We start from the raw sequence: 26,230 nt of genomic DNA on the forward strand, positions 1-26,230 counted from the left end.
CCCTCAAAAGGGACGAGGCTAACCCGCGGTACCACCCTGATTCCTGCACAGCTTTTGCCGGCAGACTCTCATATATGCGTAACGTGCATGAACGGCACATCCTACTTCTTACAGGCTCAAAAGCCATCCTGTTCAGACATGCAGCTCGCGTGGGAAATTCATTCGCCGTCTGAACCTGAGGAAACTTTCAGCCCTTTGATCTCCTCTCTCTGCCGGAAAACGGGTCACTACTTACACGGTCAAAGCTTTTATAATTTGAATTGCTTTATCCATTGTAACACAAGCTTCCCGGATGTCAAGCCAAAAACCTATGCCTTTTGGAAGATTTTATCTCCCAGAAGCTTATTAAATTCTCCTCCCAGTAAAATACTGTACATACAGAAATACAGCCAGAGCATAATAAGGACAATCGTAGTCAAGCTTCCGTACATACTGGAAAATCCCTGAAAAATATCTACATATACCGAGAAAACCCACGAAATCACCATCCATCCGATTGCTGCAAATACAGAGCCCGGAAGCTGCTTTACAAACCGGTCCTTTCTGTTGGGCAGGAATTTATAGATCAGAAGAGAAAATCCCATCAGAACCACCGGGGTGATCAACGCTCTCTTATCAATCATCCAGTCTGCCAGAGGTTCCAAAAATTCCGCATGAGTAGAAATGAAAATATTGAGTGAATTACCGAAAACCGACACAACCAGAAGCAGCAGAATTACGATAATAAAAAGCACTGTATAAATAGTAGAGCGGATCCGGAGGAAAATATAACTTCTTGTCTCCGGACATTCATAGATACAGTTCAGTCCGGAAGTCATTGCCAGAACACCTTTCCCCGCCGACCACAGAGCCACAATAATAGTCACAGGAATGATACCCATGGACTGATTATAAACCTGATTGACAATAGATATCATCAGCGAATCCACAGAAGAAGGGAACACCTGCATTACCGCCGTCATCACATCCGCTTTTGTCACAGGCGTATACTGCACTAAAGTCAGTAAAAGAAGGATGATCGGGATCATACAGAGCATGAAAAAATATGCTGACTGCGCTGCATATGCGCCGACATGCGCTTTTGTCACATCTTCGGATACTGTTGCTGCTTTCTGGAAAATCTTTTTTAACATCTCTTTCCCCCGCCGTTTTTCTAGTGCAATCATACCATCAGTCCGTACTTTATTCAAGCTATTCTATTTCTATCCCCTGATAGAAAAGCTTTAATATCTCTTGATAATTCTTCCCCTGTTTCGCCATTTCATTCGCTCCATTCTGGCTCATTCCGATTCCATGTCCGAATCCGCCTCCGCGAATAACAAAGACACCGTCCTGTTTTTCAATAGTAAAAAATGCGCTTGGCAATAATGCACTGCCCTCACTCTGTGAACCATCATTCTTCGTAATCTGATATCCGCCTCCGCCAAGGGCACTGCGGATTTTATTTTCCGTCTGAACTGTCACTGTATTTTTGTCACCGACAGCAGTAAGTTCCACTGCTACATCTCCAGCCCCTCTCTTTGTCACTTCCACCTGACTTAAAGTTCCTACATCTGTCCCTGTATTTTGCGAGATCAGCCGTGACAGCGTATCAATGGGAATGACAGCCTCCCACCGATACCAGGGCAGATTTTTCTCATAATCCTGCCCGCTGTCATCGCAGACCGAGACGCTCTGAAGATAACCGTTCCCCTCGCCTGGCGCATTTCCCCAGGCCTCCATGTTTGTCGTTTGCCCGCTGGAGGTAGAATAGTAATATGTAGTAGCAATTGTCCCTTTATATTTTACAACTTCCCCTTCCGTCTCACGCACCGCCTGGGAAGATCTTTCCTGTGGCTGGCTGTTATTATATACCTGAAAATCCGTACTGTCATTTACATGGGCTTCATATTCCGGATAGCCGTAACTTTCCATCTGTCTTCTTGCATAACTTCTTGCACATACCGCCTGCGCTTTCAGTGCTTCCAGTTCATAGGAAGCCGGCATTTCACTTGGAACAACTCCGCACAGATAGGACTCCATGGAAAGTTCATTGATCACTGCTATCCCGCCGGATACCGCCCGAAGTTCCAGCATTCCATCATAGGAGGGCGTACCGTAACCTCTGGATATACTTTCTAAAGTCACTTTTCCCTCCTTGTTCAAAGGTTCAATTCTGATATTTCCCTTCTGAAATCTGGCATCATCCGGCAAAATCTGACAAACTTCCTCTTTGTTCCATTCGATGGATTCTCCGCCGCAGCTGATCCGCAGTCCATATGGAGAAGAAACCCGCACTTCTGAATGGATTTCCGACTGATACCCGTCTGTCATAATAAGGACTCTGATAGTATCGCCCCCTGAAACCGTCTGATTTTTCTCCTCATTTTCCAGAGCAAGTTCACTTTCTGTTTTGCTTCCTCCGGCTCCCCCTTTCTGATCGGAAAGGATTCTTACCATTCCTGTCACTAGCAGTATCCATATAAAAATGGCAATGATATATCTTCCATAAACTTTTCTTTTCAATCTGTTCCCTCTTGTCCGTTTCTTTTCTCTAAATGTATGAAAAAAGGCAGCCGCATATGCGCTGCTGCCCTTTATCTTTTGTACATCCCCAAAATGCCGGTTCCTGTATTTTGACTCCTAGCCGCAGCCAGGTGGGTGTCCGCATCTGCTTTTCTGCCTTCCCCTCCTAAAATGGGGGCATGACATATTACAGAGATAATAAGAGTCCCGTTTAAAGTTTTGTAGGTTCAAAATTACAGGAATTATCGTGCATCCCAGGTTTCCTAAAAGATATTATACTCTATTATTCCCCGGTTTTCAACCCAAATATACGCCACCCCATTTCTATGATAAACCATTCCTTTTCTTTTTTGGCATGAATGGAAATCCCCATACGCTCGCACAATGTTTTTGCAATGGAAAGACCAAGACCGGTGGATTCCCGGCCGTTTTCCACCGTATAAAACCGCTCAAACAGCTTGCCCGCCTCCACTTCATCAAGCTTTGAAGCATGATTTGCAAATTGCAGGTTCCCGTCCTTGTGCAGGACGATCCGAAGATCTCCGTCGCTGTATTTTACTGCATTATTGATAATATTCCCGAAAACACGAAGAAGGGCATCCCGGTTGGCTATCTTAACGACCGCTTCTTCCGGCATGCTTATGAAAGGTTCTATCTCTTTTTCCTTTAAGACTGCATAAAATCCCGCCAGGCTTTCAGCCAGCACTTCTCCGATGTCTACTTTCTCCCTCTCCTGATATTTTTCAGCAGAAACGATCACCGAGTACTGAAACAGCTCTTCTGTCAGCTTCGTCATTGCCCTGATCCGATTTTTCATAATATCAAGCGCTTCTCTGACTTCCGGCGATACTTCTTCCCGGTCCAGGAACTGCATATATCCGCTCAAAGCTGTCAGGGGTGTGCGAAGATCGTGGGAAATATTGGTAACGGCAGTTTTCAGCTCCGTATCTCCCAACTCATAGCGCAGCCTCTCTTTTCGTAAATATTTCACCTGGCGGTCAAGATCTTCCGCCAGAGCACACATTTTTTTATCGCCGCTGCTGATATCTATTCCCACATTTGTGTCTTCTGTCAGCCTTTCTTTCATCTGGCAGCGGATTTCATCCGCCGCCTTACGCATAAGAAAAATTTTGATTCCAAGTGCTGCACAGATACAGATCAGCACAATGCAGATACTGCCAACTAACATCATTTTCTTTCCTCCAAAGCGCCGTCCTGTACCGATACTCCTGTCCACAGTCCGTGCATTTTATTTCAGATCTTTTCTGCGAAAGCCCAGCAATCCTGCCAGATTGGCTCCCGCTATGACGATCAGAGAATACACTCCAAGCAGAGCCGGATGGTCTGTCCCCATTCCCCCTCCTATGGTGTAGCCCTGACCCTGGGGGATAAAATCAAGCCAGAACTGGTACCACTGCCTTGCGCTTCCAGTGAGATACCGCTCATTTCTCACCTGTTCCATCACAATGGTTCCATCAGCCATCTTCTTCGCCGCATCGTAAAATTCCGGCATTGTCAGCATATTGGCAAGATAGCTTCCAAGCATAAGAAGAGCAAAGGTTCCCACCTGGCAGAGCACCGCCACTGCCGCCTTGTTCTGGCAGAGCATGGAAACGCAGGTATACATGGCCACCTCACTGCAGATCAGGAGCGCGCCCACACAGGAACCAATCCCCATGATCTTTAAAAATTCCGCCTTAAATCCAAACATTGGGATTGCGATCACACTTACAACAAGGGAATAGCAGGCCTGCATAAAAATCCCCGCCGCCGCACAGGTCACATAGCCGGACAGATAGATATCATTCCTTGTACATCCTGTTACCAGCTTATTTCTTATGGTTCCGTCGCTGTACTCTGTTCCCAGGAACAGGTTGGTGAATGCCGCCAGCGCCATAGGCAGCATCAGGTAGGAGTTTAAAAAGATCCTCGGAAATTCCCCCGACATATCCACATCATAGTTTATCATCGCATTGTATTGACTGATACAGACGATCACCCCAAACAGACACACCACCGCTGTCGTGATCCATAACACCCGATCCTTCCAAAGTCTTGCAAAATTTGCACGCAGCAGTCTACGCATGGCTCTCACCTCCCATCAGGTTGATGTAATAACTCTCCAGGCTTTCATCCTTTTCTGCCATCTGCTTTATCTTGCATCCTTCTTTTTCCAGAGCAAGAACCAACTCTGTCACATCCCAGCTTCCAAACACATCTGCTCCGGAAGCGGATGTAACCGCATACTCCATATCTCTGGCCTCCAAAACCCGGACAAGGGCAGACAGATCCGTCACTTCCAGGTGCATCCCCCTCCGACTTGCCTCTTCCAGTTCTTTCGCACTGACCTCCCGCACGATCCTTCCACTGTCAATAAACCCGTAATGAGTGGCAAGACGGGATAACTCGTCCAGAATATGACTGGAGATGAGGAAGGTAATTTTCCGTTCCCGGTTCAGCTTTAAGATCAGCTCTCTGATCTCTATAATTCCCTGGGGATCCAGCCCGTTTACCGGCTCGTCCAGCACCAGGAAGTCCGGATCTCCCGCAAGAGCCACCGCAATCCCAAGGCGCTGCTTCATACCAAGAGAAAAATTCTTCGCTTTTTTCTTCCCTGTATTTTCAAGCCCTACCAGTTCCAAAAGTTCTTCTACCCCTTCAAAGGAAGGGCGTCCCAGCACACGGTACTGCTCTTTCAGATTGTCCGTGGCTGTCATATTCAGATAAATTGAGGGCGTTTCCACTACTGCTCCGATGCGCCTTCTTATCTTTTCCATATTCCCTTGAGTGTTCTTTTGCCCATACAGAGTATAACTTCCCGACGTAGGGGTCTGCAGACCGCAGATCAGGCGGATCAACGTCGTTTTTCCCGCTCCGTTTCTTCCCACAAATCCGTAGATCGCTCCTTTCTCCACATGCATGGAAAGACCGCTCAACGCCTTAAAATTCCGGTACTGCTTTGTCAGATTCTCTGTTGTCAGTACATATTCCATCTTCATGCCTCCTTGCTCTGCACCGATGTACAAAGAACACAGCATTTTGGAATATCCCACTCCTTGTACATCAGTGTCATCTGTCATTTCAGAAACTTCCTAACTTCTTTCAAGTTTCTAACATGATAATAGCATACTGTTCTTAAACATCCGGTTAATAAAACAGTTAAGAAGCAGTTAAGAAAAATTTTTTCTCAGTTTTTATTTTCTCTGCATCATTCTCTTTTTCCGACTTGCTTTACAACCTGATCGACATAAGTAGACAGTCCGGCCACCAGGATTCCCTGGACAACCGCTGTAAACACCGCCATTGCTATGTCCTGCTTATCTTCTGTCGGACAGGTGCCCAGCACCCAGATAGCGCACAGCACGATCCCGATCACTCCCAGGATCAAAGGGATGTACTTATCTTTAAAGGTCTGCGCTTTCTTTAATCCTGCGCCGATAAAATACAATACCACCAATACAATAAGCAGCTCCGGTTTTACATAGTTTAATATCTGGTCCATATTATCCCCCAATTTTCCATTGGCACTTTCAGAACCGGCAGCATTTCATCGGTCTGATGCCTTCTCATAATATTCTATGAACCTCCGCTGCAAAAGAAGCATATCCTCTTCTAAATTTTCCAAAAATCCCTTGCTTATGACGCTGCGTTATAAGATATACTATAGTCAGGAGGTGACAGCACTATGGAAAAACACAGAGCGATACCAAAAGGATATATGACTGTGGGAGAGGTGGCAAAAAAGATGGATGTCACTGTGCGGACACTGCAGCATTACGACCGGGAGGGCCTGCTGCGCCCCTCTGCAGTAAGCGAAGGCGGCCGCCGGCTGTATACTGACAAAGACATTATAAAACTCCATCAGATTTTATCTTTCAAGCATTTGGGATTCTCCCTGGACGATATTAAGAACCGACTTTCTCCCCTCGACACTCCGGCTGAAGTGGCCAGTATCCTTGCAGCACAGGCAGACGCCGTCCGCCAGAAAATCGAAAATCTCTCCCAATCTCTGAAAGAACTGGAAGCCTTGAGGGAAGAGGTCCTTCAGATGCAGACTGTCAATTTCAAAAAATATGCGGACATTATTGTAAATTTGCAGATGAAAAATGATTTTTACTGGCTGATCAAACACTTTGATGACCAGACCCTTGATCATATCCGCGACCGCTTTGACAAAGAAAGCGGAAAGGCGTTCATGGAGAGATTCCTCAAACTCCAAAACGAAGCAATACAGCTTCAAAATGCAGGCATCCCTGCCGACAGTGAGGAGGGACAGCAATTTGCCAAAACCTACTGGGACATGATAACAGAATTTACCGGTCAGGATATGGGAATGCTTTCCAAACTGGTGGAAATCGGGCAATTCGAGAACGCAGACCCCCAGTGGAAAGAATGGCAGATACAGGCCAATACCTATGTAGAGCAGGCCTTAAACGTCTATTTCAGTAATTTGGGCACAGATCCGTTTCAGGAGGAAAACCAATGACACATGCCATAGAAGTAAGCGCTCTGACAAAAACTTATGGAGAACATCAAGTCTTAAAAGGCATTGATCTTCACGTGAGAAAAGGTGAAATTTTTGCCCTGCTTGGCGTAAACGGCGCCGGCAAAACCACTGCTCTTGAATGCATTGAAGGTTTAAAAAAATATGACAGCGGCAGCATAACTGTTATCGGAAGAACAGGGATCCAGCTCCAGTCCTCCTCTTTGCCCGAACACATAAAAACAATGGAGGCCATCCGATTATTCTCCCAATGGAACCGTTCCCCGCTTCCCGAGGAAACCCTCCATGCCCTCGGTATTTATGAATTTTCTCAAAAGCAATACTTCCAATTGTCAACCGGACAAAAAAGACGGCTTCATCTTGCCCTTTCCCTTATCAGAGATCCGGACATTCTCTTTCTTGATGAACCTACCGCCGGTCTTGACGTGGAAGGCAGATTGCTTCTCCACCAACAGATAAGGCAGCTGAACGCTATGGGAAAGACAATCGTTCTGGCAAGCCACGACATGACGGAAGTAGAAAACTTATGCGACCGGATTGCTATTTTATCAGGAGGCAGGATTGCCTTTACAGGCACAGTGGAGCAGCTTCAAAAAAGGATGGGGAAACATTACAACATTACGATCCGGACAAATGCCGGAACAGAAAGATATGAGTCAGATTCCATCGAGAATACCCTGTTTGAACTGCTTATAAAGCATAGAGAAAAAAGCGAGGCCATCTTGGATATTCAAGTGAATCGGGGCTCTTTAGAACAGCATTTTATGAAAATCGCAAAGGAGGGATGATCTATGAAAGCTTTTTTATACGGAATCGCATTACAGTGGAAATTAGACATACGTAGTAAGACTCTTCTCATCACCTGCTACATTGTTCCTCTTTTATTCTTCGGAGTAATGGGCAGTATCTTTACCTCTGTCATGCCGGATTCAAAAGAAACTCTGATCCAGTCCATGACCATATTCGGCGTCACAATGGGCGCACTGATCGGCGTCCCTCCCTCTCTTGCGGAAATTTACAGAAGTGATGTCAAAAAAATTTACAGGGCCAATGGCGTCCCCCTGTATCTTGGCATTGTCTCAATAAATATTTCCGCTTTTCTTCATCTGTGGATCATGAGCGCCATTATCTGCATTGCCGCGCCGCTTGCGTTCGACGCCGGGATTCCGGAAAATTCAGGGCTGTATCTTGCAGGACTGGCTGTTTTCACTGCTGCATCCCTTGCCATTGCAAGCATCATCGGTCTGGCTGTAAAGGATCCGGCAAAAACCTCTATGTTTTCCATCCTTATTTTCCTGCCTTCTATCATGCTTTCCGGGATTATGTTTCCAGTAAATCTCCTTCCCGGCTCTCTTGAAACTGCCGGAAAATTTTTCCCGGCATCATGGGGATATCGCTGCATGACAGAACAGGTCTTTCATTTTGAGTTATTTCTGCCACTTCTCTTCCTTTTTGCCGCTGCTGTTATCATATGCGCTATTTTACTGCGCCGGGTCAGCAAGTAGCGTCCTGGCGCATTTTAAATCCGATCCCCCAAACAGACTCTATATAATCTTTCCCTGATTCACTTTTCAGCTTCTTTCTAAGATTGCTGATGTGGATTTTCAGAGAGCTTTCCGTGCAGTCCGGCGTGTCTTCACTGATGGCATCCAGTATCCTTGCTTTTGTCACAACCTGAGACGGGTTTTTTATCAGCTGCTTTAAAACTGCAAATTCTGTGGGAGTCAGATGGATCTTAGCTTCCCCCACATATGCTTCGAAAGTATCTAAATCTATAGTAATCTCTTCAAATGTAAGAATGCCTCTTCCCTTGCTTCCGCCAGATCCGCGCAGCTGCACTGCGATCCTTGCCATCAGTTCCCGTATATCGAAAGGCTTTGTCACATAATCTGCCGCTCCGCCCAGCAGCAGATCCACTTTATGATCAATTTCTGCTTTTGCGCTGACAACGATCACTGGTATTCCCTGAATCTTTTCCAGCACCTTCTCTCCCGCAAGACCCGGCAGCATCAGGTCCAAAAGAACCAGATCCGGATTTCTTTTCTCAAAAAGAAGAAGGGCTTCTGTCCCCGAATAGGCACGTATCACCTGATACCCCTCCTCCTTAAGCGCCCGTTCCAGCATGCTGCCGATATATTCGTCATCATCAATTACTGCGATCAAACTCACTGGTTTTCCTCCTGCGTCATTCCAATCTACTCTTCCATCTTTTTACATGTCCAATAATAAGCGATAAACGCTGCAATTACAACAATGATTCCCAGCAAAATTCCCCATGTGGGAATCCTCATATGAAAATGCACCCTCAAAAGAAGCCCGATAGACAAATAGACTCCGCCCAATGTCTGTAGAAAAGCAAGAATCTTTTTCTGCAGTTCCAGGAAGTGCCTTTTGTTTCTAAAAGCTTCAAACCTTTCGGATCCTGCAAAGCGGTCATATTCCCGCATATCCTCCTCCGATATCAAATCATCCATCGTCACGTCAAATTCATCCGCCAGCTTCTTGGCCATGATCAGATCCGGGCAGCGGGAACCATTTTCCCACCGGCATACCGTTTGCCGCGACACATACATTTTATCTGCCAGCTGTTGCTGCGTAAATCCCCTTTCTTCACGAAGCTTTCGTATATTTTCACCCAATCTCATACTTTTGACCTCCCTGATTCAAATTGTTTGCATTTACTATACAACATGATTTATTTCAGGGTCAGTATCTTTTCTGGTTTTACCTGTTTCCATTCTGGTAACAAAAAACTTCCCGGCTGTTTGCCGGGAAGTCCATCTTCTTTATTCTTATATCTGCGGACCAGCAGCAACCAGTGCTTTTCCGATCTCGTTGCCTTCGTATTTTGCGAAGTTCTTGTTGAAGCGCTGTGCAAGATCTTTTGCTTTCTCTTCCCACTCTGCTGCATCTGCATATGTGTCGCGTGGGTCAAGAATTGCAGGATCTACACCTGGAAGCTCTGTCGGAACTTCAAAGTTGAAGTACGGAATCTTCTTAGTTGGCGCTGTCAGGATAGAGCCATCAAGGATCGCATCGATGATACCGCGAGTATCTTTGATGGAGATACGTTTTCCTGTTCCGTTCCATCCTGTATTTACAAGGTAAGCTTTTGCTCCGCTTGCTTTCATTCTCTTAACAAGCTCTTCTGCATATTTTGTAGGATGCAGTTCCAGGAATGCCTGACCGAAGCATGCAGAGAAAGTCGGTGTAGGCTCTGTGATTCCACGCTCTGTTCCTGCAAGTTTTGCTGTAAATCCGGACAGGAAGTAGTACTCTGTCTGCTCTGGTGTCAGAACAGATACCGGAGGAAGTACTCCGAAAGCGTCTGCTGACAGGAAGATTACATTCTTTGCTGCAGGAGCTGCAGAAACCGGACGAACGATTTTTTCAATATGATCGATCGGGTAAGATACACGTGTGTTTTCTGTCACGCTCTTATCTGTGAAATCGATCTTTCCGTCTTTGTCCAGTGTAACATTCTCAAGAAGAGCATTGCGTTTGATCGCATTGTAGATATCCGGCTCGGAATCTTTGTCAAGGTCAATAACTTTTGCGTAGCATCCGCCCTCGAAGTTGAAGATACCATTGTCATCCCAGCCGTGTTCGTCATCACCAATAAGGAGTCTCTTCGGATCTGTGGAAAGTGTTGTCTTTCCTGTTCCGGAAAGTCCGAAGAAGATTGCTGTGTTCTCGCCGTTCATATCTGTGTTTGCAGAGCAGTGCATGGAAGCGATTCCCTTCAGAGGCAGGTAGTAGTTCATCATAGAGAACATACCTTTTTTCATCTCTCCGCCGTACCATGTGTTTACGATAACCTGCTCGCGGCTTGTGATGTTGAACATAACTGCTGTCTCTGATCCAAGTCCCAGCTCTTTGTAGTTTTCAACTTTTGCCTTGGATGCATTGTAAACAACAAAATCCGGCTCAAAGTTTTCCAACTCTTCTGCTGTAGGACGGATGAACATATTTGTAACGAAATGAGCCTGCCATGCCACTTCCATAATGAAACGGATTGCCATGCGTGTGTCTTTGTTTGCGCCGCAGAATGCGTCTACAACAAACAGTCTCTTGCTGGAAAGCTCATTTAATGCAATTTTCTTTACCTCATCCCATGCCTCCTGGCTTGCCGGATGGTTGTCGTTTTTATATTCGTCTGATGTCCACCATACAGTGTCTTTGGAATTTTCATCCATAACAATGTATTTATCTTTTGGAGAACGGCCTGTGTAGATACCAGTCATAACATTAACTGCGCCAAGCTCGCTGACCTGTCCTTTGTCAAAACCTTCCAGATTCGGATTTGTTTCCTCTTCAAACAGCATCTCAAAGGAAGGATTGTGAACAATCTCTGTTGTTCCGGTGATACCATACTTTGTTAAATCGATATTTGCCATGTTACGCTCAACCTCTTTCTTTCTCTAATATTATGGACCGGAAAATCAATCTAAAAATGAGATCGGAAGACCGGCATATTTCCTATCATTTCGATAGGACATCCATTATAGTCCATTATACAGGATAATAATCAAAAAATCAACTCCAAAAGCGTTAATCTTATAACAAATGCAGGATTGACACATCAATCCTGCATTTTAAACCCTTTTGGGAGAAGTGCATCCAGGGTCATGATTTCCAGAGATTCCCTGCTTTTTCCACATATAATCCGGAAAGTGCAAGGATCGCAAAATTCCGCCATTACCTGGCGGCACACTCCACACGGGTAACAGCTTATAAGCTCATCCTTTCCTCCGGCGATGGCAATCGCTTCAAAATCACGTTCTCCCTGGGATATCGCCGAAAAGAAGGCGCTCCTCTCCGCGCAATTCGTCGGGCTGTAAGCTGCATTTTCAATGTTGCATCCCCGAAACACCTTTCCGCCCCGGCTCAAAAGTGCAGCTCCCACTTTGAAACCAGAATAAGGGCTGTAGGAATATTCCCTTGCTGCTACAGCCAGCTCCCACAATTTCTTCTCATCCAACTCTTCCATACATCCGCCTCTTTCTTCCGGGGGTTCCCAAATCTCTTTATAAACCAAGGATCTTCTTTACTTCATCCTCCATTTTATCGGCATCGCACTCTCTTGTATGCAGTACTTCCGCATCGAGAATATCGCAAATGGCTTTCGGCATCTCTACTTTGGACACTTTTTCCAGATCACCAAGAAGCTCCAGCTCGTCTTTTTCCCCGTCAGCCTGCCCGATAGCCTGCATAACGCTTTTTACAAACTTATATGGACTTGCCGTAGATGCGATCACACATTTTGTCTCATCTTTTGTTCTTGTTTTATAGTCCTCGCACACATAAGCCGCCACAGCTGTATGGGTGTCGATCACATATCCTGTTCTGTCATAAATCTTCCGGATCATATCGGCCGTTTCCTGCTCTGATGCATAACCGGCATCAAAATCCTGCAAATGGTCTCTCATCGCCGGAGTGATAGTATATTTCCCTTTCTGCTTCAAAAGCCCCATCAGCTCTGCGTCTTTTTCACAGTCACAATCAGAAATCTGATAAATGAGACGCTCCAGATTACTGGACACAAGAATATCCATAGAAGGAGAGGTTGTAAGCAAAAATTCGCGGTTTTTATCGTATGTTCCTGTACGGAAGAAATCAAACAATACTTTATTTTCGTTGGACGCACAGATCAGCTTGTGAATGGGAATCCCCATCTGCTTAGCGTAACATGCGGCAAGAATATTTCCGAAATTTCCTGTAGGCACAACAACGTTTATATTTTCGCCCGACTCAATCTCACCATTTTCCAAAAGCTTTCCGTAAGCATAGACATAATAGACTATCTGCGGCACAAGTCTTCCAATATTAATGGAATTTGCAGAAGAAAACTGATAACCGTCCGCTGCCAGCTCTTCTTTTAAAGCCTGGCTGCCAAACATTTCTTTTACTCCCCTTTGGGCATCGTCAAAATTCCCGTGAATTGCCACAACATCCACGTTTTTTCCTCTCTGCGTCACCATCTGCAGCTCCTGTACCTTGCTGACGCCTCCCTTGGGATAAAAAACAATGATCCTTGTTCCTTCCACATCTGCAAATCCAGCCATCGCTGCCTTTCCGGTATCACCTGATGTGGCGGCCAGAATCACAATTTCCTTATCAACATGATTTTTCTTTGCCGCCGTTGTCATGAGATACGGCAAAATGGAAAGGGCCATATCTTTAAAAGCAATCGTAGCACCATGGAACAACTCCAGATAATAAGTGTCGTCCACTTTCACGAGAGGAGCGATCTCCTCTGTGTCAAATTTGCTGTCATATGCTTTTCTGATACATTCTTTCAGCTCTTCCTCTGTAAAATCCGTCAAAAATTCTTTCATCACTGCAAACGCAGTTTCCTGATAACTCAGACCCTTCAGTTCTTCCAACGAAAGTGCGAGCGCCGGAATCTTCTCCGGCACAAACAGTCCTCCGTCATCTGCAAGTCCTTTTAAAATTGCCTGTGACGCTGTCACTTCCACACTGGGATTTCTCGTACTTTTATACTGCAAATTCATATGTTTCACCTTTCTGTCCCTGACTGTTTCTGCCAGAGTTTCATCTGTTTACGCTTCCTTTCTGTTTCTGAACAGAATGAACAAGACTGCGCTCACTGCCATGAGGATCGGATAATAGAGGTACGGTATGATCTCAAATGGAGTCAACGCTGTAAGGCTGGCTGCCGACAAAAGCTGTGCGCCGTAAGGAATCAGTCCCTGCCCCACAGAAGTAAAAATATCCAGAAGCGAAGCGGAACGCCTGGACGAAACATGATACTCCTCACTGATCTCTTTAGCGATCGGTCCCGCCATTACAATAGCTACTGTATTGTTTGCTGTACATGCATCTACTAAAAGTGCAAGAGAAGCAATTCCAAACTCTGCACCTTTCTCGCCCCGTATCCGTTTGTGGATCCATCCCAGAATAAAATGGATTCCGCCGTACTCTTTCATCAGCGACACAATACATGCCACTATAATAGAAATAACCGTAATATCGTACATACCGGTTACGCCGCCTATAGCTGTTCCATTTATCTCTCCGCCTCCAACGGCAAGAAAAATCTGTCCAAGTTCAATACTGCCCGTTGCAACTCCCACAATAAGAGAGAGAACCGTACCGCCGATCAGCACTACAAACACATTAATTCCGATCAGCGCTCCCACCAGCACCACAATATAAGGCACAACTTTCCATATATTATAACTCAAATCTTCCGCCATCTTAAAATCGCCGTTTCTGGTGATCAGGAAAAACAGAATAATTGTAAGGATCGCCGCCGGAAGTACGATCAGGAAATTTTCCCGAAATTTGTCCTTCATTTCACATCCCTGTGTCTTCACCGCTGCAATCGTTGTATCTGATATCATAGAGAGATTGTCTCCAAACATAGCGCCACACACAACAGCTCCAATACAGATCGGCATTGCAAATCCTGTCTTTTCACTGATTCCCACTGCAATCGGCGCCAGAGCCGCAATGGTTCCCATAGATGTCCCCATAGATACAGAAATAAAACATCCGATCACAAAAAGTCCCACTACAGCAATCTGTGACGGAAGAACGGACAACCCCAGATTCACAGTACTTTCCACTCCGCCTGCTGCTGTCACAGCACCGGAAAATCCCCCCGCGCAAAGGAAAATAAGACTCATTGTAATAATATTGTCATCGCCTACTCCCTTTGCTATCACAGTGATCTTTTCATCAAAGCTAAGGCTTTTATTTTGACAGAAAGCCACGCCTAAGGCAATCAGAAACGCCACAATAGTCGGCATTGCATAAAAGTCTTTCGTCACAATACCAAACCCCAAAAAAATCACCAGAAACACTCCTATAGGCAGAAGTGCTATTGCTCTTCCTTTTTTTTGTTCCATAACTATTTCCTTTTGTTATTTGTATAATTTACAAGACCGCCTGCTGCGATCAGCTTCTGCATAAATTCCGGGAACGCCTGTCCCTGGAACTCTGTACCTTTTGTCCGGTTGTAGATCTTTCCACTGTCAAAATCCACTTCCACTTCATCCCCGGCTTCGATTCCTCTTGCCGCTTCAGGACACTCAATGATCGGAAGACCGATATTGATGGCATTTCTGTAGAAAATCCTTGCGAATGTCTCTGCGATCACACAGCTTACGCCCGCTGTTTTCAGACAGAGCGGTGCGTGCTCTCTGGAAGATCCACATCCAAAGTTTTTATTTGCCACGATCAGATCTCCCGGCTGTACTTTTCCCGCAAATTCCGGATCTATATCTGCCATGGCATGACTTGCCAGTTCCTGTGGATCAAAGGAATTTAAATATCTCGCCGGAATGATCACATCCGTATCTACATTATCGCCATATTTGAATACTTTTCCCAATGCTTTCATTATCTGTCACCTGCTTTCTCTGGATTTGCAATATATCCTGCAATCGCGCTCGCTGCCGCTGTTTCCGGTGATGCCAGATAGATCAGGGAGTCCACATGCCCCATTCTTCCGACAAAATTCCGGTTCGTTGTAGATACGCATTTCTCTCCCGCCGCAAGGACTCCCATATGTCCTCCCATGCAGGGACCGCAGCTTGGAGTGTTGAAAGCGCATCCTGCATCGATAAAGATATCTACCAGTCCTTCTTTGATACATTCTTTGTAGATTTTCTGTGTACCCGGTATTACCATGACACGCACATCCGGATGTACCTTATGCCCCTTTAAAATAGCTGCTGCCCGGCGCATATCCTCCATCCTTCCGTTTGTACAGGATCCGATCACAACCTGGTCGATCTTAATAGGTTCCATTGCCTCAATCTCATCAATGGTCTTTGCGTTGCCCGGAAGATGAGGGAAGGCCACAGTCGGACGCACTTTAGAAAGATCTACCTCTACAACCTCGTCATAACAGGCATCTTCATCTGCTTCGTAAATCTTATATTCCTTATCAGAATGTTCCCTGATATAGTCCTCTGCCAGTTTATCTACCGGGAATATCCCATTTTTCGCCCCGGCTTCAATCGCCATATTTGCCATAGTAAACCGATCGTCCATTGTCAGATTGGCAATCCCGTCCCCGGTAAATTCCATAGATTTGTACAGAGCGCCGTCCACTCCGATTCTTCCGATAATATGGATAATAATATCTTTCCCGCTGACATATCTGGACGGTTTCCCTGTCAGGACAAACTTGATCGCGGAGGGAACTTTAAACCACAGTTCTCCCGTTGCCATTCCGGTGGCAATATCCGTTGTTCCCACACCGGTAGAAAACGCCCCCAAAGCCCCGTATGTACAAGTATGTGAATCAGCACCTATAATGCATTCTCCCGCCACTGTAATTCCTTTTTCCGGAAGAATTGCATGTTCGATTCCCATTTGACCCACTTCATAATAGTGAGACAGTTCCTGCTCTCTTGCAAATTCCCGGAGGGATTTTGAATTCTGTGCTGATTTGATATCTTTATTTGGAGTAAAATGATCCGGCACAAGGACTACTTTATCCTTGTCAAATACTTTTTCCGCCATCTGCTTAAACACCGGAATCGCCATTGGTCCTGTAATATCATTCGCCATGACTACATCCAGTTTTGCTTCGATCAGCTGCCCCGCCTCCACATGATCCAAGCCTGCGTGTGCAGCCAGGATCTTCTGCGTCATTGTCATACCCATAATCGTATGCCTCCTTCTTCCTCTGTTTCTGTCTTAAACTGTATTTTAACACGGCGTGCCCCTGATTGACAAGGACACTCTTTTTCCTCTTTCATCCACAGCTACTATTTCTACAATGTTTTTCTCTTCTCCATTCTTTCCCGCAGCTCATTTAAAATTTCTCTGTGCTTTCTGGATTCCATCTTAGGGAAAGCCTTTGCCAAACGGCGGCTGACATGAGTACTTGCCGCTGCCAGTTCCTCGTACCGTTTCTTCAGCTCTTCACGGCGCATACGCATATCCCCTCTGATATCTTCTTTCAAATCTTCCTTCAAATCAGAGAACTCCCCATATTTCTCCAGAAATTCTTCTTTCCTGTCCTCCAATCTCTCCAGTTTCTCCACAGCGTCCATCACGTTTTCATGGATATTGATTCCCATTTTGTCAGAAATTTCATGAAGCTCCATCGCAATCTTCTCCATTGCCTCCAGACGTTTGTTCAGCTTGAGTATGCCTGCCGACGTCACTGCAATGTCCACAGCCAACACTATAATAAACAGAACGCAAAGTGTAAGTCCCAAAGGGAACGGCACCAGTTCCGTCAGTTTTTCAGTCATCGGATGAACTATTTTCATGATCACCACACAGGCTGCTCCCCACACAAGAGAAAACAGGAGACAGACATATCCTCCTATATTTAATGGCATTTCCGAATAATCCCACCATTTGTGATGAAATATCTTATCCATGGCATATCCGGTCAGCCATTCAATAAACGTGACTAAAATAACCGAAGCCACATAAAGTAAGACAAGGTGATCTTTCCATGGTTCCAGCAGGGTGACGACAGCTCCCACCCCGACTCCATACACCGGACAAATTGGTCCGTTCAAAAATCCTCTGTTTACAAATCTTCTTTCTTTTACACTTGCAAAAGCCACCTCGACACACCAGCCTGCGAACCCATATATAAAGAAATAAACAATCAGTCTGTAAGCCTCCATATGTAATCTCCTTTACTTTTTACTATGGCATAGAGTATACCTTACGTTGTCAGCTGCGTCAAATAGTGGTATAATTTTGTAGCAAAAGATAATTTTTCTCAATTAAAGGAGATGTACAAATGATACTTAAGCAAGGGAGAAATGATCATACTTACAAAGTTTGTGCCATTAACACAGAACATGCGCTGGAACGCCGTCTGGAGGCTCTTGGTCTTACCGAAGGAGCTTTCGTTACAATATTAAACAATAACAAAAAGGGGGCCCTTACTGTTAAATTCCGGGGAACCCGTTTTGCAGTCGGCAGACATATTGCCGAACACATTGAAGTGGAGGAGGTGGGTCCGTCATGTCCAACCCTATCCGCGTAGGATTTATCGGCAACCCAAACTGTGGAAAAACCACTTTATTTAACGCATACACAGGTGCTAATCTGAAGGTTGCCAACTGGCCCGGTGTTACAGTTGAAAAAAAGGAAGGCCGCACCGTCTACCAGGGACAGGAATTTCAGCTGATCGACCTTCCCGGAATTTACAGTCTGACTTCCTATACTATGGAAGAAACTGTTTCCCGTGAATGCATCATGAGTGATGAAGTGGATGTCATTGTAGATGTGGCAGATGCCTCCTGTCTGGAACGAAATCTCTACCTGACTCTGCAGCTTATTGAACTTGGAAAACCTGTCATTCTTGCTTTAAATATGATGGATATCGTAGAGGAACGGGGAATGGAGATCGATCTTCACCGACTTCCTGAAATGTTGGGAATCCCGGTTGTTCCGGTATCGGCAAGAAAAAAAAGCGGGCTGTCCATTTTGCTTCATGCAGTCATGCATCATAAGGAGCATCCGCAGCAAAGCCCGTTCATCCATCACCACCATGGAGAGTCCTCTCACCACAAACATGACCACCATCAGGAATACGCTATGGTCTATCAGGATTATATCGAAGACAAGATCGATCTGCTCATAGACCGGATCTGCTGCATTTATCCCGATCTGGAGGACAAGCGCTGGTATGCCCTGAAATATCTCGAAAAGGACAAAAACGTTATCAATTCTCATCCTCTTGAATTTGAGGATATTATAGACCGTGATTACGAAAAAGATATTATTAATCAGAAATACAATTTTATAGAAGAAATTGTAGATGAGGTTCTCGTCAACAAAAAAAAGAACGAAGCCCGCACAGACCATATTGACCGCTATCTCACCAGCAAATGGCTTGGTCTGCCGATTTTTCTTGCCATCATGGCTCTGGTATTTTTCCTGACTTTTACGATCGGAGATTTTCTGAAGGGCTATTTTGAGATCGGACTTGACAGCCTGTCTTCTTTTGCCGAAGAAGGACTTGTCTCTCTCCATGTCAATGCCATGCTCATTTCCCTGATTGTGGACGGAATCATTTCAGGAGTCGGAGGCATCCTCACGTTCCTGCCCAATATTTTTATTTTATTCCTGGCTCTTGCTTTTTTGGAGGACAGCGGATATATGTCCAGAGTCGCCTTTGTCATGGACGACATTATGGGGCATCTGGGGTTGTCGGGAAGAGCTTTTATTCCGCTTCTTCTCGGCTTTGGCTGTTCCGTTCCCGCCGTTATGGCTTCCCGGGCTCTGGAACACAGAAAAGACCGGCTGAAAACCATTTTAATTACTCCATTTATGTCCTGCAGTGCAAGACTTCCGATCTACGTGCTGTTCTCCTCTATGTTTTTCGGAGGCAACGCTATGATCGTCTGTTATTCCATGTATCTTCTGGGAATCCTGGTCGCTATAACTGCTGCTTTTGTCATTTCCAAATTTGACGGCAGCAAAGCAGAACACAATCTGCTGATCGAACTGCCGGAATATAAAACGCCAAATGCCCGCACCATTGCCATCTATGTATGGGAAAAGATAAAAGATTATCTCACCAAGGCCGGAACTGTTATTTTCATCGCCTCAGTGATCATGTGGATACTTCTGAATTTTGGACCGTCAGGATACGTGACCGATATCAGTTTAAGTTTTGGCTCCTATATCGGCAAGGCCATTGTTCCCATCTTCACTCCACTTGGGCTTGGCTACTGGCAGATTGTTGTAGCTTTGATCGCCGGAATCGCAGCAAAAGAAGTGGTCGTATCCAGCTGCGGCGTCCTGTTCGGCATCCAGAATATTACAACAGCTCACGGAATGTCCGCTATGGCTGCCACTTTGGGCACTATGGGATTCGGCGCTGTCAACGCCTACTCCCTCATGGTATTCTGTCTTCTGTATATTCCGTGTACCGCAACTATTGCAACGATCCGCCGGGAAACGGAAAGCAGACGGATCACCGCCTGCTTTGTCTTCTTCCAGTTTGCTGTTGCATGGGTTATGAGCTTTATCGTCTATCATATCGGTCTTCTTTTTTAAAAACTGCAGTTTTACACAGGGTATTCTGCAATTTTACACAGGGTATAACGCAAATTGACACGTAACACTTTTAAAGTTTGTTACGTGTCAATTTGTATCTACTGTATCTTTTTCAAAAGATTCAGCTTTTTCTTATACGGTGCATAACGCACCGGAATATCAATATGCACCGACTTTTTCATGATACTCTTCTGATGGGTAAAAGTATCGAAGCTGGCCTTTCCGTGGTATCCTCCCATTCCGCTGTTTCCCACTCCTCCAAAAGGCATATGGGATGTAGCAAGATGAACTACCGTGTCATTGATACATCCTCCCCCATAGGAAATATGCTTCAGAATATAAGCCTCTCTTTCCTTTCTTCCGGTAAAAAGATAAAGGGCAAGCGGTTTAGGTCTTGCTGTCACCTGCGCCACTACTTCTTCCAGATCATAGAAAGTCAAAACAGGCAGTACCGGTCCGAAAATTTCTTCCTGCATCACCGGATGATCCCAGCTTACCTGATCCAGAATAGTAGGCTCAATCTGAAGCGTTTCTTTTCTGCTGCCTCCGCCGCATACGACATGAGCATCTTTCGTCAGGCCAAGGACACGCTCATAATGTTTCTCGTTGATCATCTTAGGGTACTCTTCATTCCTGCAGGGATCTGTCCCGAACATCCTGCGGATCTGTTTGGTCATCTGCTTCAGCAGTTTATCCTTCACGCTTTTATGGACAAAAATATAATCCGGCGCCACACAGGTCTGTCCGCTGTTTAAAAATTTTCCCCATACGATTCTCTTTGCCGCCAAAGCAATATCAGCTGTTTCATCTACAATACAGGGACTCTTTCCTCCCAACTCCAGGCTGACAGGAGTTAAGTGCCTGGAAGCCTTCTCCATGACATATTTCCCTACATTTACACTCCCCGTAAAGAAAATATAGTCAAACTTTTCACTTAACAGCGCTTCATTTTCCTTTCTTCCGCCCTCAATTACAGTAACATATTTTTGCGGGAACAGCTCTTTTATCATTCTTGCAATCAGAGCCGATGTTGCGGAAGAATAAGCGGAAGGCTTAACTACTGCACAATTTCCTGCACTCAAAGCTCCTATCAGAGGTGCTATGGTAAGTTGAAACGGATAATTCCATGGGGACATGATAAGCACTGTTCCATACGGTTCCAAATAGATAAACGACCGGGAAGGAAACTGTGTAATGGGCGTTGGCACCCTCTTTGGTCTGGCCCAGCCCCGTAAATGTTTCAATGTATATCTGATCTCTTCTTTCACAATACCGATTTCCGTTGCATAAGCTTCAAAGGGGGCTTTATGAAGATCTTTATGCAGCGCCTCCATGATCGCTTCCTCATTTTTGCCGATCCAATCCTGCATCCGCTCCAGCTGCGCCAGGCGGAAGGCAACATTTTTCGTTTCTCCCGTACGGAAATATTCTTTCTGGCGATTTAAAATCTCTTTATAATTATTGCTCATTTTCTTCCTCCTACCTGCGAATTTGATAATAAATCTCCTTCAACTGATCTTTTTTCATAATCTTCGGTACCGGATAAAGCGGATTTGCCTCTTTAGCCGCCCGTTTTGCCAGCATATCAATATCGTCTTCCAATATGCCGTCCAACTTGTCCGGAATACCCATCCTCTGATTCATCGCTTTGATCTCTGCAATAAAGGCATTGGCCTTTTCCTGATCTGATTCCAGATTCTGTCCTATCTTCACAATATCAGCCAATTCTGCCAGCGATATGTACACAGAACTTCCATATGCTTCCAGCACATATGGGAGGATTACCGCATTGGCAAGTCCGTGGGGAATCCCATACTCTCCTCCCAGACTGTGGGCAATAGCATGAACATATCCGACGTACGCTCTTGTAAAAGCCGCTCCTGCCAGAAACGAGGCTTTCTGCATATTCTCTCTTGCTTCCATGTCTTCCCCGTTTTGATAAGCCTTTTCCAGATTCTTAAAAATAAGCTTCACTGCCGAAACACTGTCTTCGATTGTCTCTTTCGTATTACTTTTTCCTATGTAAGCCTCCACTGCATGGGTCAGAGCATCCATACCTGTTGTAGCTGTAATATGCGGCGGAAGACCTCTCGTAAGCACCGGATCCAGCACTGCATATTTGGGAATCAGTACAAAATCATTCAGCGCGTATTTTTCATGAGTTTTCTCGTCAGTCAGCACAGCTGCAAGGGTCGTTTCGCTTCCGGTCCCTGATGTAGTAGGAATCGCCACAAGAAGAGGGATCGGTTTCCAGATTTTCAGTTCACCCCGCATAGATTGAATTTTTTTGTGAGGCCTTGCCACTCTTGCACCTACTCCTTTGGCACAGTCCATCGGAGAACCTCCTCCGAAAGCAATCAGTGCATGGCACCCGTTTTCCTTGTAAAGCTGCAGCGCCTCTTCCACGTTGGCAATGGTCGGATTTGCCGTAGTTTTATCATAAACAACGCATTGTATCCCTTCTTCGCGTATCCACTGCACCAAAGGCTCATGAAGTCCCAGAGACGCAATTCCCGGATCTGTTACCAGCATAACATTTCGGAATCCTTTCCTTTTTAGCATATCCGGAAGTTTCTTTAAACTGTCCCGTCCTGTAATCAATTTTGGCTTACGCCAAAACGGAACATGATCCATTGCAAATTTCATAATTTTCTGATAGATGCGACACCATAATCTGTACATTTTTTCTTTTCCTTTCTTTCCCTCATTTCATTCCGCCTTACCCCGCCTCCTGCTGCACCTTGGCAGTCCCAAAATATCCTTTGTATTTTCGAAGCATAAGGCAAGGACAGGTCCTTTATCAAAACCTGTCCTCACTGCTCACTGTTTGTTTACTTTTTCAAGGTAAGGAATTTCAATCGGATCAATCGGATTTACAGGGTTTTCGACTTTTCCCTTTTCCTTCCTCTTACGCCGTTTCAAAAGCTCTCCTCCCTTATTGTAAAACCAAAAAGAATATACAAGCAGTTTATTCATTTTTCCAAGCTTATCCTTTGTTGTTTTTCCGTAGAGGCTTCCTCCAACCTCCACCGGAACTTTTTCCCTTATAAGGGAAATCAGCTCTGTCTCACACGTAACATGCCGCGGCAAAATCGTATATCCCATGCCGACACACTCTATTTTGTGAGAATCACTCCCTCCAATACCCGGCTTCTGATATTTCATCGCCAATCTGGCCGCTTTTTCATTGGATTCTTCCGATTCGCAGGCATTAAAAGCTTCGATAAAATCAAATCTTTTTATCGTTTCCGGGGAGCGGAAATACTTTTTCGTATTCGTAAAACTTAAATATTTTTCTCCGCAGGGATGTGCCGGTCCCAATATTCCCCCATGCCGGTGGACAAAGTCGATCAGCATGTTCACCGGCATTCCTTTCAGCTCCAGCAAACGCATCTTAACCCCTTCAGGCATTACACAGATAATATGTCCGGCATCGCATGTATCATACTCAATACCCTTCAGAACTACAAAATCTTCGTGTTTCTTTCCCTTCATTTCGTATTTCCAGTGCCTGTAGCCTTTATATGTGTCATGATCTGTGATCAGCATTCCGTCGAAACCTTCAGCTTTCAGTTTACTAATATAATCATCCAAGCTTACTTTACTGTCAATAGATCCTTCCTTCACATGACAATGCATATCCAATTTCATAAGTAAGCCTCCTTTGCTCTTTCCGTTTAATATATCCCTTAAAACTGATTTTATTATAGCACAAAGAGGCAAAAAAACCTATACTCTTCTTTCTCCGGTATATTTCCTGAACGAAAAGCGTATCATTCCAAAACCGGCCATCCACACTGCCATGCACACACTCCAGGGAAGTTCCGCTTCTGTAAATCCAAATAAAATCGCCGCACCTGTAGATAAAACCAATCCAATTATCAGTATCAAAATTCTGCTTATCCTATACATAGCAAACACCTCTCTTCCTATGAACTGACTATAGCAAAAGAGGTGTGCAATAAAATGTACTTGCTTTTATATTTTCAAATTTTTCCGTTCTATTCTATAAAGGTTATGTCATCGTCATCCTCATCATCTTCACTTTCCCTGACAGGATCCTCGTCATCTGACGAACTCTTTTTTTCTCCATCCTCATCGTCCAGAAGCATTCTGGCTCTCTCAACTTCTGTTTCCATGGATTCCTTCTCACGGAAACTCTCGGAATACAGTCTTTCCTTCTTGCCGACCTCCCGTGATTTCATCATAAACTGTATAACAAGACCGATCACAGCCAGCACAAGACTGGCCAGGACTGTAATAAGGAAGCTTTCAGCAAGCCCTGTCAGTTCTGCTGCTGAAATACCGGCAATAAATCCGCCTGCGACCGCTGAAATAATAATGATAATAGGATCCAAAAAAATCGCTGTGATAATACCAAGGATCAAACCCGCTCCCAGACAGATAAAAGCCGTCAGTAAAGAATCAGGCGTAAACGTTATCAAAGCCGCTCCTGCCCCCAGCATCAACAGCCATACAAACGCTCCTACTCTGTACAAAATCGCCGACAGACATGCCAAAATTACCGCAAGCGCTCCTGCCGCAATAAGCATGACAGTACCTTCCAGACCAAACATAATTCCTGCTGCCAGGCCAATAACCGCTCCTGCCAGCGCTCCTGCCAATGCAGCCAGGATTCGTATCAATTTCAATCCAAAAAAGCAGATGAGAAGTCCGATTACTATCCCGGCAATCATGGAAGCGGTACTATTCTGTATAACAGACTGCAAATCATAAATAATCTCTTCCGGCTCCCCACCGGACACCTGGTTTATGATAGATATTAATTCGTTCATAAAATTCTCCTTTGTCCCTTTATTAATTATCTGCGAGAGTATTATAACACTTTTTTGCATTTCTGTTAACCCTGTAAATGCATCTGGAAAGATCCCCCTCCTATATTTTTAATCATTAATAGAGATGGGCATCAATTGTATTTTCAATCAACACCCATCTCTACTTCTGTGGTTCAATCATTCTTTTTTCCTTTCTCTACATATGTAGTAAAAAAATGATTTTTGTTTTTTTATACTGATCTTTATTCCTTTCATCGTATGGTCTTTACTGTCCATCATAACCTTCTTCATACTAATATTCTTCCAAATACTTTCTCAATACTCTGACTTTCAATATCAACCTTTTTGGATTTCATTTATAAAGCATCAGTACAAATAGCTTAATTTTTTGGTGGTCCGTACCTCCTTTTCTTAAACTACCGAAATAATAAACCTACTCAAAACATTTAGCACTGCTTTTATGTTTTTTTCCTTTGTTTATTATTTATGACATTATATTACCATTGGGCCTTGATTTTGTCAATATATTTTTCAAAAAAATATTAATTTTCTTTTTTCAGTTTTATATTTGTATTAATTTTCTGAAAATTTTAAATATTTCCTCCAACAAATACATTTGCAGCGGCGAAGAAATCCATCGCTGGTCTGATCTCCTGACTAAGGTTTCTCTTCTCTCTTTCCTGCTTCTTTTCCCAATCAACGTTTTCATCAAAAATGCTTCAGACAATCCCACAGATCTGCAAAATCTTCTGATCCGTAAAAGTGCCTGAAGCATATATTATTCGTCCATAATATAAATAACCCGAATCCGGCTTCTGATACCGACTTTCATTTAATACTGAACCGAACCAGTGTCTGTTCCGTTTACTACATAGTAAACAGCCCCGTCCTCCGGCTTAATGTACAGTGCAATATCTTTGATATCTCCGACTTTCTTTTTATTTTCCTTTGTCCATGCTTTCTTAACGGCAGCGATCATATCCTTTTCTTCTACCTGTCTTCCCATGTACTGTACATAAGTTTTTATCTTAATTTCCTTCTTGGCAGCAGATTTTTTAGCTGGTTCTTTCTTGGCTGGTGCCTTTTTCTCCGTTGCTTTTTTGACAGTTTCCTTTACTGTCTCTTTTGCTGCAGATGTTTTTTTCACTGTGTCTTTTTTTGTTTCGGCTTCTTTTGTTTTTGCATCAACTGTCTCTGCCTTTTTTACAGTGTCAGCCAGAACATTAACCGGTACCTGTTTCGTTTCTTTTACGGCAGTTTTCGTTTTTGCTGTGGATTTTGTAGCCATTTCAATTCCTCCTAGATCTTTTTGCTTCCATAATACATTTTCTATTTCTGCCTGATCTCGTTTAGTCGTCAATATTATATCACACTATTTCAAAATTGCAATCTCTCCTGACTACTGCTGTGA

General features: G+C 44.5%; 26 protein-coding genes, 1 other RNA gene and 1 other annotated feature. Of the genes, 5 read left to right on the forward strand and 22 right to left on the reverse strand.

The genetic code is table 11. The features are described 5' to 3' along the window. Positions 1-5 precede the first annotated feature (5 nt). Positions 6-252 (reverse strand) — a binding site (T-box leader). A gap of 56 nt (positions 253-308) precedes the next feature. From EUBC25_RS03050 to EUBC25_RS03080, 7 genes are all read right to left on the reverse strand, one after another. Further along, on the reverse strand, positions 309-1,133 hold the full coding sequence (locus tag EUBC25_RS03050; RefSeq protein WP_230106780.1) for a YihY/virulence factor BrkB family protein: 825 nt from the start codon (positions 1,131-1,133) through the stop codon (positions 309-311). A 58-nt stretch (positions 1,134-1,191) separates the two neighbouring features. After that, positions 1,192-2,505, reverse strand: a complete 1,314-nt coding sequence (locus tag EUBC25_RS03055) for a SpoIID/LytB domain-containing protein (protein ID WP_230106781.1) — start codon at positions 2,503-2,505, stop codon at positions 1,192-1,194. A gap of 81 nt (positions 2,506-2,586) precedes the next feature. Further along, positions 2,587-2,769: non-coding RNA, 6S RNA (gene ssrS, locus EUBC25_RS03060), on the reverse strand. 19 nt (positions 2,770-2,788) lie between these two features. Then, complete coding sequence (locus tag EUBC25_RS03065) at positions 2,789-3,697, reverse strand: sensor histidine kinase (protein WP_311135884.1); 909 nt, start codon at positions 3,695-3,697, stop codon at positions 2,789-2,791. Between the two features lie 57 nt (positions 3,698-3,754). Then, positions 3,755-4,591, reverse strand: a complete 837-nt coding sequence (locus EUBC25_RS03070) for an ABC transporter permease (RefSeq protein WP_230106782.1) — start codon at positions 4,589-4,591, stop codon at positions 3,755-3,757. After that, a complete protein-coding gene (locus tag EUBC25_RS03075; RefSeq protein WP_230107538.1) occupies positions 4,584-5,498 on the reverse strand; it encodes an ATP-binding cassette domain-containing protein in 915 nt (304 codons plus the stop codon). The genes EUBC25_RS03070 and EUBC25_RS03075 overlap by 8 nt, the downstream gene beginning before the upstream one ends. 215 nt (positions 5,499-5,713) lie before the next feature. Continuing rightward, positions 5,714-6,007: a phage holin family protein gene (locus EUBC25_RS03080; RefSeq protein ID WP_230106783.1), complete on the reverse strand. Its 294-nt coding sequence runs from the start codon at positions 6,005-6,007 to the stop codon at positions 5,714-5,716. A 183-nt stretch (positions 6,008-6,190) separates the two neighbouring features. Between EUBC25_RS03080 and EUBC25_RS03085 the strand changes: the two genes are divergently transcribed. The 3 genes from EUBC25_RS03085 to EUBC25_RS03095 are packed head-to-tail and all read left to right on the forward strand — an operon-like array spanning position 6,191 to position 8,514. After that, positions 6,191-6,991 (forward strand): MerR family transcriptional regulator, encoded by an 801-nt coding sequence (locus EUBC25_RS03085; RefSeq protein ID WP_230106784.1) that lies wholly within the window; start codon positions 6,191-6,193, stop codon positions 6,989-6,991. Next, complete coding sequence (locus EUBC25_RS03090) at positions 6,988-7,797, forward strand: ABC transporter ATP-binding protein (protein ID WP_230106785.1); 810 nt, start codon at positions 6,988-6,990, stop codon at positions 7,795-7,797. Before EUBC25_RS03085 ends, EUBC25_RS03090 begins: the two co-directional genes overlap by 4 nt. A 3-nt stretch (positions 7,798-7,800) precedes the next feature. Continuing rightward, a complete protein-coding gene (locus EUBC25_RS03095; protein ID WP_230106786.1) occupies positions 7,801-8,514 on the forward strand; it encodes an ABC transporter permease in 714 nt (237 codons plus the stop codon). Here the strand turns inward: EUBC25_RS03095 and EUBC25_RS03100 are convergent. From EUBC25_RS03100 to EUBC25_RS03140, 9 genes are all read right to left on the reverse strand, one after another. Next, the gene (locus EUBC25_RS03100; protein ID WP_230106787.1) at positions 8,504-9,178 is read right to left on the reverse strand and encodes a response regulator transcription factor; all 675 of its coding nucleotides are present in this window, start codon (positions 9,176-9,178) and stop codon (positions 8,504-8,506) included. The two genes, EUBC25_RS03095 and EUBC25_RS03100, sit on opposite strands and share 11 nt — an antisense overlap. Positions 9,179-9,204: 26 nt before the next feature. Next, positions 9,205-9,654: a helix-turn-helix transcriptional regulator gene (locus EUBC25_RS03105; protein WP_230106788.1), complete on the reverse strand. Its 450-nt coding sequence runs from the start codon at positions 9,652-9,654 to the stop codon at positions 9,205-9,207. 147 nt (positions 9,655-9,801) lie between these two features. Next, positions 9,802-11,406, reverse strand: a complete 1,605-nt coding sequence (gene pckA, locus EUBC25_RS03110) for a phosphoenolpyruvate carboxykinase (ATP) (protein ID WP_230106789.1) — start codon at positions 11,404-11,406, stop codon at positions 9,802-9,804. A 185-nt stretch (positions 11,407-11,591) separates the two neighbouring features. Continuing rightward, positions 11,592-11,999, reverse strand: a complete 408-nt coding sequence (cdd, locus tag EUBC25_RS03115) for a cytidine deaminase (protein WP_230106790.1) — start codon at positions 11,997-11,999, stop codon at positions 11,592-11,594. Between the two features lie 37 nt (positions 12,000-12,036). Then, positions 12,037-13,524, reverse strand: a complete 1,488-nt coding sequence (gene thrC, locus EUBC25_RS03120) for a threonine synthase (protein WP_230106791.1) — start codon at positions 13,522-13,524, stop codon at positions 12,037-12,039. Positions 13,525-13,572: 48 nt separating this feature from the next. After that, entirely contained in the window at positions 13,573-14,883 is a 1,311-nt protein-coding gene (locus tag EUBC25_RS03125; protein WP_230106792.1) for a Na+/H+ antiporter NhaC family protein, read from the reverse strand. 2 nt (positions 14,884-14,885) lie between these two features. Then, complete coding sequence (locus tag EUBC25_RS03130; protein ID WP_230106793.1) at positions 14,886-15,377, reverse strand: 3-isopropylmalate dehydratase small subunit; 492 nt, start codon at positions 15,375-15,377, stop codon at positions 14,886-14,888. Further along, entirely contained in the window at positions 15,377-16,651 is a 1,275-nt protein-coding gene (gene leuC, locus EUBC25_RS03135; protein WP_230106794.1) for a 3-isopropylmalate dehydratase large subunit, read from the reverse strand. The genes EUBC25_RS03130 and leuC overlap by 1 nt, the downstream gene beginning before the upstream one ends. Before the next feature lie 110 nt (positions 16,652-16,761). Then, on the reverse strand, positions 16,762-17,634 hold the full coding sequence (locus tag EUBC25_RS03140) for a putative ABC transporter permease (protein ID WP_230106795.1): 873 nt from the start codon (positions 17,632-17,634) through the stop codon (positions 16,762-16,764). A 119-nt stretch (positions 17,635-17,753) separates the two neighbouring features. On the opposite strand from EUBC25_RS03140, the gene EUBC25_RS03145 reads away from it, so the two are divergent. Both EUBC25_RS03145 and feoB read left to right on the forward strand, forming a co-directional pair. Beyond that, positions 17,754-18,002 (forward strand): FeoA family protein, encoded by a 249-nt coding sequence (locus EUBC25_RS03145; protein ID WP_230106796.1) that lies wholly within the window; start codon positions 17,754-17,756, stop codon positions 18,000-18,002. After that, the gene (feoB, locus tag EUBC25_RS03150; protein WP_230106797.1) at positions 17,981-20,023 is read left to right on the forward strand and encodes a ferrous iron transport protein B; all 2,043 of its coding nucleotides are present in this window, start codon (positions 17,981-17,983) and stop codon (positions 20,021-20,023) included. The genes EUBC25_RS03145 and feoB overlap by 22 nt, the downstream gene beginning before the upstream one ends. A 98-nt stretch (positions 20,024-20,121) precedes the next feature. Here feoB and EUBC25_RS03155 read toward each other — a convergent pair whose 3' ends face one another. The 6 genes from EUBC25_RS03155 to EUBC25_RS03180 form a co-directional block, all read right to left on the reverse strand. Then, positions 20,122-21,492: an aldehyde dehydrogenase gene (locus tag EUBC25_RS03155; RefSeq protein WP_230106798.1), complete on the reverse strand. Its 1,371-nt coding sequence runs from the start codon at positions 21,490-21,492 to the stop codon at positions 20,122-20,124. A 10-nt stretch (positions 21,493-21,502) separates the two neighbouring features. After that, positions 21,503-22,705: an iron-containing alcohol dehydrogenase gene (locus tag EUBC25_RS03160; protein WP_230106799.1), complete on the reverse strand. Its 1,203-nt coding sequence runs from the start codon at positions 22,703-22,705 to the stop codon at positions 21,503-21,505. Between the two features lie 138 nt (positions 22,706-22,843). Beyond that, the gene (locus tag EUBC25_RS03165; RefSeq protein WP_230106800.1) at positions 22,844-23,674 is read right to left on the reverse strand and encodes a PHP domain-containing protein; all 831 of its coding nucleotides are present in this window, start codon (positions 23,672-23,674) and stop codon (positions 22,844-22,846) included. Between the two features lie 78 nt (positions 23,675-23,752). Then, on the reverse strand, positions 23,753-23,914 hold the full coding sequence (locus tag EUBC25_RS03170) for a hypothetical protein (protein ID WP_230106801.1): 162 nt from the start codon (positions 23,912-23,914) through the stop codon (positions 23,753-23,755). Between the two features lie 110 nt (positions 23,915-24,024). Beyond that, on the reverse strand, positions 24,025-24,819 hold the full coding sequence (locus tag EUBC25_RS03175) for a hypothetical protein (protein WP_230106802.1): 795 nt from the start codon (positions 24,817-24,819) through the stop codon (positions 24,025-24,027). Positions 24,820-25,651: 832 nt separating this feature from the next. Beyond that, complete coding sequence (locus tag EUBC25_RS03180; RefSeq protein WP_230106803.1) at positions 25,652-26,107, reverse strand: DUF6465 family protein; 456 nt, start codon at positions 26,105-26,107, stop codon at positions 25,652-25,654. Between the last annotated feature and the right edge of the window lie 123 nt (positions 26,108-26,230).

The sequence above is a fragment of the Claveliimonas bilis genome, assembly GCF_020892095.1.
In the GTDB taxonomy this organism is placed as follows: Bacteria; Bacillota; Clostridia; order Lachnospirales; family Lachnospiraceae; genus Claveliimonas; species Claveliimonas bilis.

What these genes read in the sequence shown, in the direction of transcription:
- EUBC25_RS03180 (WP_230106803.1), bottom strand. Translation starts at nt 26,107, where the DNA reads ATGGCTACAAAATCCACAGCAAAAACGAAAACTGCCGTAAAAGAAACG.
- EUBC25_RS03090 (WP_230106785.1), top strand. Translation starts at nt 6,988, where the DNA reads ATGACACATGCCATAGAAGTAAGCGCTCTGACAAAAACTTATGGAGAA.
- EUBC25_RS03075 (WP_230107538.1), bottom strand. Translation starts at nt 5,498, where the DNA reads ATGGAATATGTACTGACAACAGAGAATCTGACAAAGCAGTACCGGAAT.
- EUBC25_RS03140 (WP_230106795.1), bottom strand. Translation starts at nt 17,634, where the DNA reads ATGGAGGCTTACAGACTGATTGTTTATTTCTTTATATATGGGTTCGCA.
- EUBC25_RS03160 (WP_230106799.1), bottom strand. Translation starts at nt 22,705, where the DNA reads ATGTACAGATTATGGTGTCGCATCTATCAGAAAATTATGAAATTTGCA.
- EUBC25_RS03070 (WP_230106782.1), bottom strand. Translation starts at nt 4,591, where the DNA reads ATGCGTAGACTGCTGCGTGCAAATTTTGCAAGACTTTGGAAGGATCGG.
- EUBC25_RS03085 (WP_230106784.1), top strand. Translation starts at nt 6,191, where the DNA reads ATGGAAAAACACAGAGCGATACCAAAAGGATATATGACTGTGGGAGAG.
- thrC (WP_230106791.1), bottom strand. Translation starts at nt 13,524, where the DNA reads ATGAATTTGCAGTATAAAAGTACGAGAAATCCCAGTGTGGAAGTGACA.
- EUBC25_RS03095 (WP_230106786.1), top strand. Translation starts at nt 7,801, where the DNA reads ATGAAAGCTTTTTTATACGGAATCGCATTACAGTGGAAATTAGACATA.
- EUBC25_RS03145 (WP_230106796.1), top strand. Translation starts at nt 17,754, where the DNA reads ATGATACTTAAGCAAGGGAGAAATGATCATACTTACAAAGTTTGTGCC.
- EUBC25_RS03165 (WP_230106800.1), bottom strand. Translation starts at nt 23,674, where the DNA reads ATGAAATTGGATATGCATTGTCATGTGAAGGAAGGATCTATTGACAGT.
- cdd (WP_230106790.1), bottom strand. Translation starts at nt 11,999, where the DNA reads ATGGAAGAGTTGGATGAGAAGAAATTGTGGGAGCTGGCTGTAGCAGCA.
- leuC (WP_230106794.1), bottom strand. Translation starts at nt 16,651, where the DNA reads ATGGGTATGACAATGACGCAGAAGATCCTGGCTGCACACGCAGGCTTG.
- EUBC25_RS03050 (WP_230106780.1), bottom strand. Translation starts at nt 1,133, where the DNA reads ATGTTAAAAAAGATTTTCCAGAAAGCAGCAACAGTATCCGAAGATGTG.
- EUBC25_RS03130 (WP_230106793.1), bottom strand. Translation starts at nt 15,377, where the DNA reads ATGAAAGCATTGGGAAAAGTATTCAAATATGGCGATAATGTAGATACG.
- EUBC25_RS03105 (WP_230106788.1), bottom strand. Translation starts at nt 9,654, where the DNA reads ATGAGATTGGGTGAAAATATACGAAAGCTTCGTGAAGAAAGGGGATTT.
- pckA (WP_230106789.1), bottom strand. Translation starts at nt 11,406, where the DNA reads ATGGCAAATATCGATTTAACAAAGTATGGTATCACCGGAACAACAGAG.
- EUBC25_RS03080 (WP_230106783.1), bottom strand. Translation starts at nt 6,007, where the DNA reads ATGGACCAGATATTAAACTATGTAAAACCGGAGCTGCTTATTGTATTG.
- EUBC25_RS03175 (WP_230106802.1), bottom strand. Translation starts at nt 24,819, where the DNA reads ATGAACGAATTAATATCTATCATAAACCAGGTGTCCGGTGGGGAGCCG.
- EUBC25_RS03065 (WP_311135884.1), bottom strand. Translation starts at nt 3,697, where the DNA reads ATGATGTTAGTTGGCAGTATCTGCATTGTGCTGATCTGTATCTGTGCA.
- EUBC25_RS03125 (WP_230106792.1), bottom strand. Translation starts at nt 14,883, where the DNA reads ATGGAACAAAAAAAAGGAAGAGCAATAGCACTTCTGCCTATAGGAGTG.
- feoB (WP_230106797.1), top strand. Translation starts at nt 17,981, where the DNA reads ATGTCCAACCCTATCCGCGTAGGATTTATCGGCAACCCAAACTGTGGA.
- EUBC25_RS03155 (WP_230106798.1), bottom strand. Translation starts at nt 21,492, where the DNA reads ATGAGCAATAATTATAAAGAGATTTTAAATCGCCAGAAAGAATATTTC.